This is a genomic window from Bacillus cereus group sp. BfR-BA-01379, assembly GCF_022663605.1.
Classification (GTDB): Bacteria; Bacillota; Bacilli; order Bacillales; family Bacillaceae_G; genus Bacillus_A; species Bacillus_A mobilis.
Genome location: NZ_JAKUFT010000046.1, coordinates 1 through 13382 on the forward strand (window position 1 = coordinate 1; position 13382 = coordinate 13382).

Below are 13382 nucleotides of genomic sequence, written 5' to 3' on the forward strand. Positions count from 1 at the left end.
TCTATTGTATTTCTTTCTTGCAAAATTTCCACCTTACAATCGGATACACTCTACTATAATTTCAACAGCTTATGTAACATTTGTTACACATAATAAGAAATGGAGTTGTTACGATGAAAAATACTGATAAACGCAATCGTTTAGATGATAGGATGTTCTATTACAGAGTAACAAAAAATAACATGGTTTTAATTGAATATTACGGAAAACAAATTATGCTATTAAAAGGAAATGATGCAGAAAAATTTTTAAACAAAATAAATCATGCTCAGAACGATACAGAAAAACAACTCATTATGGCTAAAGTAACAGGCAATTTCAAAAGAGGCAATGAACGTCATTGAAAACGAATCTCATTTATATTTTGATTATACAACATATAAAAAAAGAAATGTCGCTCATTCGGCATTTCTTTAGACTTTCTTCATAATAAATTTACATTGCTAACTTTCTTTTATTTTTTTGTTTTTACCATATATACTCACTGCCGAAATACTTAATAATATCACTATACACAACCACGCATACGTATATCCTTTCTCATCGACAATATAGCCAAATAAAACGGGTGCAACAATAATCGCAATTTGATTGAATGTAAGTGCCAAACTAACTGTTATTCCAACACATTCTTCACTTGCCAATTCAGCAACTTCAACGATAAAAAGGCTAAACCAACCAATTGAAAAGAAGCCTAACAATGCGCTTACACCATACAACACTCCACTCGTTACTGTATGTATGCTCATTACTAACAATAGAATCAAACCGATAGAAGCACAGACAGCTATAAATAAAGGTGTATGCCGATTCCCCTTATAAAACACATCACTACTAGCTGCTAATACAACACGGCCAATCATTCCAGAAAAGAACATCACTGAAAATACTGTTCCAGCTTCAATTAATGTAATTGATTCTTCCCTCACTAAAAATTTCATAAAGTGCCCAACTAACACCATTTGCAATGAAATCATGCAAATACCCGTTATATATATTGGATACAACTCTTTTTTACATATCACTACTTTTAGCTGCGTCCAAAAAGAAATTTTAATATGTTCTTTCCTTACATCCTCTTGAACATATGACTCTTTATAAAACATAAAAAATAATATTCCGCCAATTATACAAATGCATGCCATACTATTTATCGCGTAAGTCACATTATATTGTATTGTTAGAAACGGGATTAGCACTCCCGCTAATGCGCCACCAATCGGTATACCAGCTTGCCTTATTCCCATTGCTAATCCTCGATTTTCTTTTGGGAACCATTTTAAAATCACTTTACTTCCTCCTGGCTGGGAAACACTATAAAACATTCCTACTAATAAAAGTACAAATAACAGACCATTAAACCCGTTTACTATATTAGTTAGTAAAAACGAACTCCCTAGCAAAAATGAACTGATAGAAATTAATAATTTTTCATTATATTGATCCAGTAACCGACCGACAAAAAGCATGCAAAATAACGGTCCAATATTTACAACACTTACTAACAATCCACTTTCCATATTCGTAAGCGCATATTCTTCTTTCCAAAATAAAGCGAAAGCTCCGACACCATATGTTATAAGCGTCGCTGTTGTTTGAGCAATCGTCGCAAAAATTAACATAACCCACTTATAAGCACTATTCATCCTTTCTTCAATTAACACAATCATCCCTCCCCTCTTTCATTGTATGAAAGTTCTGATATCATATAAAATAAAGATATATCATATAATCCATCAAAAAAATGATACCTTTTCGGAGGGATGATGCATGGACATAAAAGATTTAACTGTATTTTACGAAGTTGCTAAGGAAAGTAATATTTCTCACGCAGCGAAAAATTTGAACTATGTACAATCAGGCGTAACAATGCGTATGAAACAACTAGAAAACGAATTGGGGGTACCTCTATTTTATCGTAATGGAAAAGGTGTAACTTTAACTTCTAACGGTGAGATTTTATTAACATACGCCAAACAAATTATCCACTTAATGGATCAATCTATAAAAGCGGTTCAAAGTAATGGAACTGATCCTAAAGGCACTTTGAAAATCGGGTGTACAGAATCTACAACCGCGGTAAGGCTGCCATCTATATTAACGGCCTATTATGAGAAATACCCAGAAGTCGAATTGATTTTAGAAACAAGTACGACCGAACAACTAATTAGGTTAGTGCTAGAACGAAAACTAGACGGAGCATTTATAGCAGGATCTACTCAGCATACTGAACTTCATACAAATGTATTTCGTGAAGAAGAATTAGTTCTCATTAGTAAAAAACCTTTATCCTCTCTTAAAGACATAGAATATATGAATTTACTCGCTTTTAGTCACGGTTGCTATTATAGAAGTTTATTAGAAGACTGGCTTCTAGAAGAAGACATCTCGCCTAAACGAGTTTTAGAATTCGGAACAATTGAAGCAATACTCGCCTGTGTAAAATCAAATATGGGCGTAGCGATTATGATGAAATCAATTTTAAAGGGGCATGAACATAACTTATCATTCAATCCTTTACCTAATAGATTCAAAAAAGTTCCTACTACTTTTATTACTCGAAAAGATCTATATCACTCAGCTGCATTACAAAAATTTATGGAGATGATTCACAATGCATGAAAAGAAAGTACGTGGTATGAAGCGTAAAACAAGGACTATGATACAGCGAATTGAAGAACATACAAAAACGTTCCCTTCTGCTTTCTATTACGATGAATATTGGTATATGCCCTTACCAGTTTCCCAAACTTTTATCGATTCGTGTAAAACGCCTAGAAAAGTAAAACGATTATGTATACAAACCTTATTAAATCAAGCACAGCATTTAATAAAAATAAAACCGAGCGATACACATACATATCGAGTTGTTGTTTTAATTTCTATAGAAAGTTTGTGGAATTCACAAATTATTGTATTTAAAAATGAGGACTACTTTCATAATTTCTTTAATAGAAATAGTGAATTTCAAAAATGGATTCCTCTTTCAAATGAGTCTGATTTTTGGAAGACATGGGAAATTTCAATTTGGCCTACTGCCCAAACGTTGCACTTTCAAGAAATCCTGTATGATGAGGATACAATCGATGAAAAAGAGGTTTGGTTTATTGGAGAGTTATCTTAAAAGAGGAACTTTACTTCTATCATCTGGCATAATAAAGAAGGTATACCTAAAACACTGGTATACCTTTCCACTTATTTATTTTTCCTTTAACACACTATGTAATCGATCAGGATAATTTGTAAACATTCCTGTAGCACCCCATTTAATTAACAATCTCATATCTGGTTTCTCATTAATTGTATACGGGTGAATTAACAGTCCATTTTTTCTAACCATTTTCATATATGACTCATCGATAATTAGTTCTCCGTTATCATTGCGTAAGTTTGGCCCGATACCAACTGCATACTTTTTAATTTCTTGAAAATCATCATTCGTTACACTTTTCGGTTCATGTGTAATACCAGACCATTCAATAATTTCATTGTTTTCATTTGGATAATACCAAAGCAGTTGAACTAACGGAATATTTTTATTCATACTATGAATCTTTGTTAAACTATCTTTACTAAATGATTGAATCATAACACGGCTAGAAGACATGTTTTGACCTACTAAATTATATTTATTTAACAACACTAACAATTTCTCTTCCATTCCTGGATACACATCTGGTGATTTTGTTTCAATGTAATACTTCATGCTTCTTCCGTACTTTTGGAAGATTTCTTCAAGAGTCGGAACTTTTTGCCCAACATACTCTTGCTTAGCCTTTTCTGGATAAGCTTTATTGAACCAAGATCCTCCATCTAAACTCTTTATTTCACTTAATGTTTTATCTCGTACTTCGCCTGTTCCATTTGTAGTACGATCAACTGCTGTATCATGCATGGCAATCAACTGGCCATCCTTAGTTAACTGAATATCTAACTCCAAATAATCCGCTTTCATTTTTTTCACAAGATCATAAGAAGCAAAAGTATGCTCAGGTGCATGTCCACTTGCTCCGCGATGTGCAATATTTAAAAACTTATTCGTATTCCATTCATGCTTCCCCTCTGCTTTCGCATGAACGGCTCCCCCAGCAAAGATACTTCCCGTCATAAAGAAAATAACTAACACGCTAATAATTTTTCTCATCCTTCTAACCCTTCCTACGTTGCAAATTTCAACAAGTTAATGAGATTTACACGAAATAGAAGATATACTTTCATTATTTTTATAAGCTTATATTAAAATTCCAATCTTACAAATATAATTCCCCTATGTTATTACTATACTATTTATTGTCCATATCCCTCCTATTCACATGTAACTCCTTATTGATTACAGTTCATCAATAAAAAAAGCCATAATTTATTTAGAGGACACTTCTGTATCCCTAAATAAATTTATGGCTTATCTCAAATATCTCCGGCCTCGATTAACTTGTCGAAATTAATCATACCAAACCTATTAATATTTGTGAATATTTTTTAAATAGATAGTTTCTATGCTAAAGCAGCTGGCGGCATTAATTGCGGACCTTTTCCCATACGTGCCAACACCCAGTCATCATAATACCACATTTCCGTTTGACGACGACTCATCATATAATCCCAGCGTACTTCACGCTCAAATTCGATGATTTGTCCGTCTCCTCCAATTGTCACCCAGTTAAAACTCCCATTATCATGCATCATTTTCACCCATAAAACAGGAAAAGTAACAATTTCTCCTTCATCTTTATACTGTCTCATTTGTTTTTCTATACGTAGTAAAGTTAAACCACTTGCATATTGTGGATCAACCTTTTCCATTACATCCATTGCTATTTGTTCAGCATCATCTTTATGAGGCAGTTTGTCTGAGTATACTGGCATCATATTCGTATAACTTAATAAACACTTATCATTTTGAGTAGTAATGGTTGTAATATGAGCACCACCGTAATGTAACAGCTCTTCTGCTTGATAGCGTTTGATGGAAACTTGTACACCGTCACGTAATTCTTCATGCTCCCTTACCAACTTTACATACTTCGGAAGTGGTAATAACATTGACACTTCTTTACTACAATTTTGAAAAGTATTATATTGATTCGCCATTTAACATCTCTCCCTTATATATAATTCTTCTGGAACATGTGTAAGAAATTCTGTTAGCTCCCCGGCATAATATACATATAATTCATGCATCGCCCTCGTACATGCTGTGTAAAACAAATTGCGTTCAGACTCCCTATTATAGCTGTCATTAGAAGCTTCAAATATAATTACCGCGTCAAATTCTATCCCTTTCGCCAAATAAGCAGGAATAATAACAACGCCGTTCTCATAAGTTGTATTCTCTTTTTGCATAAGGTGAACATGTAATATATCTCCTATTAACTCCATCACTTTCATGCATTCTTCATTTGTTTTACAAATTACCGCAACTGTTTTATGGCCTTTTTCTTCTAACTCTTTCACCTTAAGAACTATATTCTCTACACGCTTTCGCTCATTACTTACTTTTATATAAACCGGCTTCTTACCATCCCTATTAAAAGCTTCAATCTCATTTCCATTTGGAATCATACACTTTGTAAATTCAATGATCGGTTTTGTCGATCGATAACTACGGTTAAGCCGGACTGTTTCCACTTTACGATTTACAAATAATGTGGAAATAATATTGTTTTCTCTATTTTGGTCATGCGAGAAAATATTTTGATTACGATCACCAAGTAACGTCCATTTCGCCTTCGGAAATAGTCGTTTTAGAAATGCTAATTGAAATGCTGTATAATCTTGCACTTCATCAATAAATACAAACTTCACAAGGTGATTCGTCTTAAATCCTTCAAGTAACTCTTTTAAAAATAAATACGGCGCTGCATCTTCATTTGTTAGCTGTTTATTCTTCAAATGCTTCACTGTCTGCTTACATATATCTCCCCAGCAATCTGGTACGAAAATATCTTTCTGCATGCTTTCAAATAACTGCTGAAAAATCGCAGGATGATTTACAAAAGCGAAATTTTTTACCCTTCTACGTAACGAACGAAAATATTTCTTCACTACATATTTCGTTAATAACTCATGTTCCTTCTCATAATAATCAAATTGATTATCCTTCTCTAATTTTTCAAATATGCGATTGTAATCTTCTTTATTTAAATACTGAACTTCTCGTTCCACCCAATCTTTTTTCGCTTCAATCTTTTCAAATTCATGTAACTTCCGAAGAATCCATTCCATTGTAAGTTGTATTCGATTCGGTATAGCAATAAACATATCTAGGCTATAAAAATAAGCACATATTGATTTTGCCTCTATGAGCACTTCACCTTTACATGTAACATCATGAAATTGTAAACCTTTTTCACTTAAGCTTCGCGCGTATTTCTCAAGTAGTCCCATAAATTCAATCGAGGATTTATATTGAATACCTTTCACTCTAGTTTCATACGTACTTTCATGCTTTTTCGTTAAAACGTATTCTAACTGCGCAAATGAATCTTCTACAGTAAAGCTTTTTCCAATCATATGTTCCACATACGCTTGAAAAGTCGTTTGTTGCATATTTTCTTCCCCAAGCTCTGGTAAAACGTTCGCAATATAACTATTGAACAACTCATTCGGCGAAAACAGTAACATTTGATCTGCATGCACCGTGCCGCGGTAACGATACAATAAATAAGCAATACGTTGCAGTGCCGCTGAAGTTTTCCCGCTCCCAGCAGTCCCTTGCACAATTAACACATCACTTGTATCGTTTCGAATAATTTGATTTTGTTCCCTCTGTATTGTCGCTACAATACTTTTCATTTGTTCACTTGCATTTCGTCCAAGTGCTTCTTGTAATAATTCATCACCTATCGTCACACCTGTATCAAACATACTTTGAATCGTCCCGTTTCGAATCATATATTGACGTTTTAAAAGCAAATCGCCTGAAATCGTACCTATGGGCGCTTTATACTGGGCCCTCCCTAAAGTGTAATCATAATAAAGGCTCGAAATAGGTGCCCGCCAATCGTATACTAAAAACTCATCATTTTCTTTATCATAAAAAGAGCCGATACCGATATACATTTCATCAGTATCCGCTTCAGTATCTTCTTTAAAATCAATCCGCCCAAAATACGGCGTTTCTTTTATTTTCGTTAAAAGGTTATATTCATTTTTCGTATGACGATGTGTATGTTCTCTTTCAGCAAGAAGCTCTGCCTCTTGCCTAATACTCGCCGCCGTTTCAACCGCTTCTTTAATATTATCTATATTTACTTTTACATCTTCCCAAAATTTTTTTCTAATACTTACAATTTCAGACTTCACTGAGCCAACTCGACCATCCAGCTCTTTCAGTTCCTCCTCTACTTTTTCAATAACTACATCTACACGTTGTTGCTCTTCTTTATAATGACTCATATAATCTCCCCTTCTCCTACTATTTGAAAGCCTTATATGATACGTAACTTTTTACTTTTGAAAAATGCCACAAGCAACAATCTCCCACGACTTTTGAAACTCTTCGTTTATCCTCTCTTCTTTCCACTTCTCAGAAAAAGCAGGGTGATAGAACGATGAAAGCAAACCAAATAACGTATGCGCTAAAAACAAACTATCTTGTTTTTCAATCTCATTGCGCTCTATCCCACGATTTATCACGTTCTCCAGTTGTCCAACTAATCTTTCTTCGTGCTTTTGAATCACCTTATTCTTTTGCTGCACTAACGAACTATTCAATGTAAATAACTCTTCATTTTCAAGTAACTCTTTCTTTTTAAGCTGAAATAAACGAAAGAACCACTCTTGTAAAATGATTTCCGTCTCTCCATCTTTTCCGGCAATTTGTTCAAGCTGATCTGAGTACTTAAGCAGCCATCTTTCTAAAATAGCGTCGCGCAGTGTGGCCTTACTCCGAAAATAAGAATATAAAGCCGCATGACTAACATCAAGTGACTTCGCAATACTAACAAGTGTCGTCCTACTCCATCCATATTTCATTAACTCTTTTTCCGCTGCATCTAAAACAACATTCTTCGTTAACGCCTTCTCTGTCATTTTTCTCACCGTCCAATTTATTTACATAATACTATTATTTCAATAACAACTTACATTTTTTATTATTTGTAAGTTGAATGCAAAAAAATACGATTTCAATTAGGTTATAAGATTAACATATCCTTTTTCAACTTACAATATTTTTATTTTGTAAGTTGAAAAAGGATAAAAGAAGTGCCTTATATAAAACACTTCTTCCTAGTTGCTTAAAAATTACACAATAAATGATTCATTACCTCGTTAAGCACCGTACATAGATTTGCTGTACCTTTTGCTGAACGCCACGCAATGAAGCTATCTGGTCTAATCACTACAGCTCCTTCATTCTCTAAACCATATAATTCACGAAAAACATTTTCTTGAGCAATAAAGTCTCCGGTTAAACCTACTCGATACACTTTTATATTTATTCCTAATTCAGCTGAAACATCTTGTGCACAATTGGCCCAAGCGCGATTTTCTGCTCCAATAAGTAACACAAAATCATTTCCTAATAAATCAAGTATAGAAATTTCTTTTCCATCATACGTTCCACAAAAGTGTGGTGCTCGCGTTCCAGGTCTTCCATTCAACTCTACGATATCCATTCTATGTGAAGTAGCTGAGTCATCTACTATCGCTTCAGAACAATACTGATACCCGACAGTTACAGCTAAACCATCCATATTATTCAAACTGCCTTCTTCTCTATTCGCAGCACGGAACAATAAACTACTCGCATACTCCGTCGTTAATTTTGCAACAGGATATCTCTCTTCATAATATGTTTCTAACAATTTTGGATTTGCTTTCCCTTTTATAACAGCCGCTAATTTCCAAGCTAAGTTATGTGCATCTTGTATGCCTGTATTTGAACCAAATCCTCCTGTTGGCGGCATAATATGTGCTGAATCACCAACTAAAAAGATTCGATTATCTTGAAATTTCACGGCTGTACTTTCAGTCGCTTCCCACGGTAAAACACTTACTATTTCTGACTCAATTTTTGTACTTCCAATTGCTGTTTGAATGATTTGTTTACAACGTTCTATAGTGAAATCATCTGGTCGCTCTCCTTTTAATGGATCGTAGGATACATGGTAAATCCATCTTCTTTCGTTATCAACTGGAATAAGCGCACCAAGAACTTCCGGATGGAGTACCATAGTAAAACCAAATGCATTGCCTTGTATAAACTCACTTAAATCCGCTTCAAAATAAATATTCATATAATAGCCACCGATTGTACCTCGTCCCTCAGTACTTATCCCTAGCTGCTCACGTATTTTACTTTTCGCCCCATCTGCTGCAATTACATAATCACAATGAATAATACTTTCTTCTTCCGTTTCACGATTCCGAATCGTTGCTATTACTCCGTGCTCATTTTGTTCATAAGAAACCAATTCATGATAAAAAGATAATTTTCCACCTAATGTTCTCGCTTCTTGTAACATCATCTCTTCTAAAGTAATTTGATAACAAGCTGTTTGTTTTGATGGACTAATCTCTTCTATTTTTTGAAGTAACTTTTCATCGTTTCCATACTGAGTGGCCCTCATTTGTGCCAATTCTTCCTTATTCGCCTCAGCTATTGTATGAACTGCTATTCTTCCCCGACAATTTTCTAACGCTTTACCCGCTGATCTAATTCTTTGTTCTAAACCCAATTCTCGAAATAACTCCATCGTACGAAAAGTGATTCCACCTGCTTTTGGGTGAATTGCAGTAGACGGGTGCCTTTCAACTAGTAAATAATCAACGTTATGTTTTGCAAGGAATAAAGCAGACGCTAATCCTGATAATCCTCCTCCAACAATTAAAACTGATACGTAATTCGATTTCATAAATTTACCCTCCACATCATTGTTCTGAGCTCAGTGACATAAATATAATCAAAAAAACAACAAAGATATAGACTTATATTTCATTTTAAATTATCATATAGATAGATTACGCCCCAAATTACTTTTACTTTTTCATATATCTATAATCTGCTTGAATTATGCATGTATGAAAGAGTAAAACGAAACAACTCACTTTAGTAAACACCAACATAATAAGCGGTCGTAGCCCTGTAAAGTTATAAGGGGTTACGACCGCTTATTTTTTAAAAATCCTTCCCCTCTATCATTTATAAACAACGTATTATTCAATCACTTTTTCTTTTTAAAACTTCATCCATTTTAATATGCTATCCTTTTCTATCCCCTACCATTTTCAACACAGAAAATTTCATTCGTCTCGATTTTCTTTCCCAATATTGCAGCTCATACAACAATCATGTAGCATTACCGTATCGATGTAATGGTTCATCATCTTAAACCTTTCGACTAATTACCAGGAGGTAAAGTGATTGAAATGAATAAACAAGAACAATTAAATGTTATAAAAAAAGATTTTATTGATTCTCAAAAAGTATTATTAGCAATTGGCGATGAAACACGGCAAGCTATTTTGTTCGTTCTCATGGAAACGGAATGTCAAACCGGATTACGTGTGGGCGAAATTACGAAAAAAACACACCTTTCTCGACCAGCGGTATCACATCATCTTAGAATTTTACGAGAAGCCGGTATTATTTTAATGCGAAAAGAAGGTACAAAAAACTTTTATTATATTGATATACGTACAAAATTAGGTTTATTAAAAAATCTTGTATTAGATATTGAAAAGCTATTGCACAACTTTTATTGAGATTTGGAGGTATAAGAAATGAAAGCAATGATAATTGATAAATACGGGAAAGTTCCAATGCGTATGGCAGAGGTACCTACTCCTGAAATAAATGAGTATGAAGTGCTCGCAGAAATTCATGCAGCTAGTATTAACCCGATTGATTTTAAAATACGCGATGGAAAAGTGAAGATGTTACTTAAATATGAAATGCCCCTAATCCTTGGGAATGACTTTTCCGGTGTCATCGTAAAGGTTGGATCAAAAGTAACTCACTTTAAAGTCGGTGATGAAATATACGCACGCCCAAGAAAAAATAAGATTGGCACTTTCGCGGAATATATAGCCATTCACGAGGATGATGTAGCCTTAAAACCTAAAAATTTAAGTTTTGAGGAAGCTGCTTCGATTCCACTCGTTGGCTTAACATCATATCAAGCACTACATGACATCATGCACTTACAAAAAGGACAAAAGATTTTAATTCACGCTGGATCTGGTGGTGTTGGTACTTTCGCAATTCAGTTAGCAAAAATAATGGGTGCAACTGTTACAACGACTGCTAGTGAAGCTGGTTCTAATTTAGTAAAGTCTCTTGGCGCAGATGAAATTATTAATTACAAAACAGAAAAATTTGAAGAAATGCTAAAAGATTATGATGCAGTATTTGATACAATCGGCGGTACAACACTTGAAAAATCATTCAATATTATAAAAAACGGCGGCAACATCGTTTCCGTTTCAGGAATGCCAAATGCTCGTTTCGGTAAAGAATTTGGTTCCGGATTTTTCAAAACGCTCTTATTTTCATTAGTAAGTAGAAAACTTACTGCACTTGAAAAAAAGCATAATGCTCAATATTCATTTTTATTTATGAAACCAAGCGGAGATCAATTACGTACTATCGCAAACTATATTGAAGCTGGTGAAATCAAACCGGTAATCGATCGAGTTTTCCCTTTTGAAGATGCTCAAAAAGCAATGGAATATTCAGAGGCTGGAAGAGCAAAAGGAAAAATAATCGTAAAAATTAAGTAATAATAAAAACTCCATTTAAAAAAATGGAGTTTTTATATTTGCTGTTAAATAGACATAGTGCAATGAAGTCCTTACAATAGATTGCAAGGGGAAATATCATATTATACTTTTAGCTAACTTTACAAAGAATACATACGTACAAATACATAATAAAAAAATAAACAAGGAGGAGATAAAATGACTAAAAATAATGAAGCTGGTTGGAATTTAGATAATAGTTATACGACTCTGCCGCAATCATTTTATACAGAAATCCCCCCTACTCCCGTAAGTTCACCGGAGCTAGTTAAACTAAACCACTCACTAGCAATATCTCTTGGCTTTAATCCTGAAGAATTGAAGAAAGAAGCCGAAATTGCTATTTTTGCTGGTAATGCACTCCCAGAAGGAGCTCATCCATTAGCACAAGCGTATGCCGGTCATCAATTCGGACATTTTAATATGTTAGGCGACGGTCGCGCTCTTTTAATTGGCGAACAAATTACTCCTTCAGGTAAACGTTTTGATATTCAGCTAAAAGGTTCTGGCCCTACTCCGTATTCACGCCGTGGTGATGGTCGTGCGGCACTCGGTCCGATGCTACGTGAGTATATTATTAGTGAAGCAATGTATGCACTCGATATTCCGACTACTCGCAGTTTAGCAGTTGTCACAACTGGCGAGCCAACATATCGTGAAACAAAGTTACCTGGAGCAATTTTAACTAGAGTCGCTAGCAGTCATATACGTGTCGGCACATTTCAATATGCTGCAGCTCGTGGTTCTATCGAGGATCTTCAATCACTAGCTGACTATACAATAAACAGGCATTATCCAGAAATTGAGGCTCATGAAAACCGATATACTGCATTACTACAAGAAGTTATAAAGAAACAAGCAAGTCTCATCGCTAAATGGCAACTTGTTGGATTTATTCACGGCGTCATGAACACTGACAATATAACGATTAGTGGAGAAACGATTGATTACGGCCCTTGTGCTTTTATGGACAATTACGACCAAGGAACTGTATTTAGCTCGATCGATACACAAGGTCGCTACGCATATGGGAATCAGCCATATATGGCCGCATGGGATCTGGCACGATTAGCAGAATCTTTAATACCGATTCTGCACGAAGATGAAGAAGAAGCACTCAAGATTGCCCAAGACGAAATTTCTAAATTTAGCGTACAGTATGAAAACCTTTGGTTCCTTGGAATGAAAAAGAAATTAGGACTATTTAGCAGTGAGGAACAGGATCGATCACTTATTGAGCAACTTTTAAAAATGATGGAGAAATTTAAAGCAGATTACACAAATACATTCCGTTCATTAACTCTTGATACGCTCGAAAATACAGCTCTATTTGAAAGTCTTGAATTTAAAGAATGGTACAAACTGTGGCAATCTCGATTAAAAAGACAAGAAGAATCGAAAGAAAACGCCTACGAAATGATGAAAAATAATAACCCATCCATCATCCCAAGAAACCACCGCGTAGAAGAGGCACTAGAAGCAGCTGTTACAAATGACGACTATAGCGTAATGGAGAAACTTCTTGAAGCTCTATCAAATCCTTATGCGTATGCTACAGAGCAAGAAGAATACTGTGTTCCACCTGCCCCGACGAATCGTCCTTATCGTACTTTTTGTGGGACTTGATTGTTTAATAT

The 13382-nt window shown here is 34.8% G+C and carries 12 protein-coding genes; 6 read left to right on the forward strand and 6 right to left on the reverse strand.

What is annotated here, in order from left to right:
- Nucleotides 1-113 precede the first annotated feature (113 nt).
- Complete coding sequence (locus MR113_RS17415; RefSeq protein WP_242255784.1) at nucleotides 114-344, forward strand: hypothetical protein; 231 nt, start codon at nucleotides 114-116, stop codon at nucleotides 342-344.
- 99 nt (nucleotides 345-443) lie between these two features.
- Here MR113_RS17415 and MR113_RS17420 read toward each other — a convergent pair whose 3' ends face one another.
- Nucleotides 444-1670 (reverse strand): MFS transporter, encoded by a 1227-nt coding sequence (locus MR113_RS17420; RefSeq protein WP_242255786.1) that lies wholly within the window; start codon nucleotides 1668-1670, stop codon nucleotides 444-446.
- A gap of 100 nt (nucleotides 1671-1770) precedes the next feature.
- Between MR113_RS17420 and MR113_RS17425 the strand changes: the two genes are divergently transcribed.
- Complete coding sequence (locus MR113_RS17425; protein WP_242255787.1) at nucleotides 1771-2622, forward strand: LysR family transcriptional regulator; 852 nt, start codon at nucleotides 1771-1773, stop codon at nucleotides 2620-2622.
- Entirely contained in the window at nucleotides 2615-3124 is a 510-nt protein-coding gene (locus MR113_RS17430; protein ID WP_242255789.1) for a DUF3916 domain-containing protein, read from the forward strand. The genes MR113_RS17425 and MR113_RS17430 overlap by 8 nt, the downstream gene beginning before the upstream one ends.
- A 75-nt stretch (nucleotides 3125-3199) precedes the next feature.
- On the opposite strand, the gene MR113_RS17435 is transcribed toward MR113_RS17430, so the two are convergent.
- The 5 genes from MR113_RS17435 to MR113_RS17455 form a co-directional block, all read right to left on the reverse strand.
- On the reverse strand, nucleotides 3200-4144 hold the full coding sequence (locus MR113_RS17435; RefSeq protein WP_242255790.1) for a glycerophosphodiester phosphodiesterase: 945 nt from the start codon (nucleotides 4142-4144) through the stop codon (nucleotides 3200-3202).
- Between the two features lie 350 nt (nucleotides 4145-4494).
- On the reverse strand, nucleotides 4495-5091 hold the full coding sequence (locus MR113_RS17440; protein WP_242255792.1) for a hypothetical protein: 597 nt from the start codon (nucleotides 5089-5091) through the stop codon (nucleotides 4495-4497).
- Entirely contained in the window at nucleotides 5092-7398 is a 2307-nt protein-coding gene (gene helD / locus MR113_RS17445; RefSeq protein ID WP_242255795.1) for an RNA polymerase recycling motor HelD, read from the reverse strand.
- 51 nt (nucleotides 7399-7449) lie between these two features.
- Nucleotides 7450-8034, reverse strand: a complete 585-nt coding sequence (locus MR113_RS17450) for a TetR/AcrR family transcriptional regulator (RefSeq protein ID WP_097882456.1) — start codon at nucleotides 8032-8034, stop codon at nucleotides 7450-7452.
- 206 nt (nucleotides 8035-8240) lie between these two features.
- Nucleotides 8241-9860: an FAD-dependent oxidoreductase gene (locus MR113_RS17455; protein WP_242255797.1), complete on the reverse strand. Its 1620-nt coding sequence runs from the start codon at nucleotides 9858-9860 to the stop codon at nucleotides 8241-8243.
- 505 nt (nucleotides 9861-10365) lie between these two features.
- Between MR113_RS17455 and MR113_RS17460 the strand changes: the two genes are divergently transcribed.
- The 3 genes from MR113_RS17460 (at nucleotide 10366) to MR113_RS17470 (ending at nucleotide 13371) form a co-directional block, all read left to right on the forward strand.
- On the forward strand, nucleotides 10366-10710 hold the full coding sequence (locus MR113_RS17460; RefSeq protein ID WP_185914399.1) for an ArsR/SmtB family transcription factor: 345 nt from the start codon (nucleotides 10366-10368) through the stop codon (nucleotides 10708-10710).
- 18 nt (nucleotides 10711-10728) lie between these two features.
- Nucleotides 10729-11727 (forward strand): NADP-dependent oxidoreductase, encoded by a 999-nt coding sequence (locus tag MR113_RS17465; protein WP_242255799.1) that lies wholly within the window; start codon nucleotides 10729-10731, stop codon nucleotides 11725-11727.
- 177 nt (nucleotides 11728-11904) lie between these two features.
- Nucleotides 11905-13371, forward strand: a complete 1467-nt coding sequence (locus tag MR113_RS17470) for a protein adenylyltransferase SelO (RefSeq protein WP_242255800.1) — start codon at nucleotides 11905-11907, stop codon at nucleotides 13369-13371.
- The last annotated feature ends 11 nt before the right edge of the window (nucleotides 13372-13382 follow it).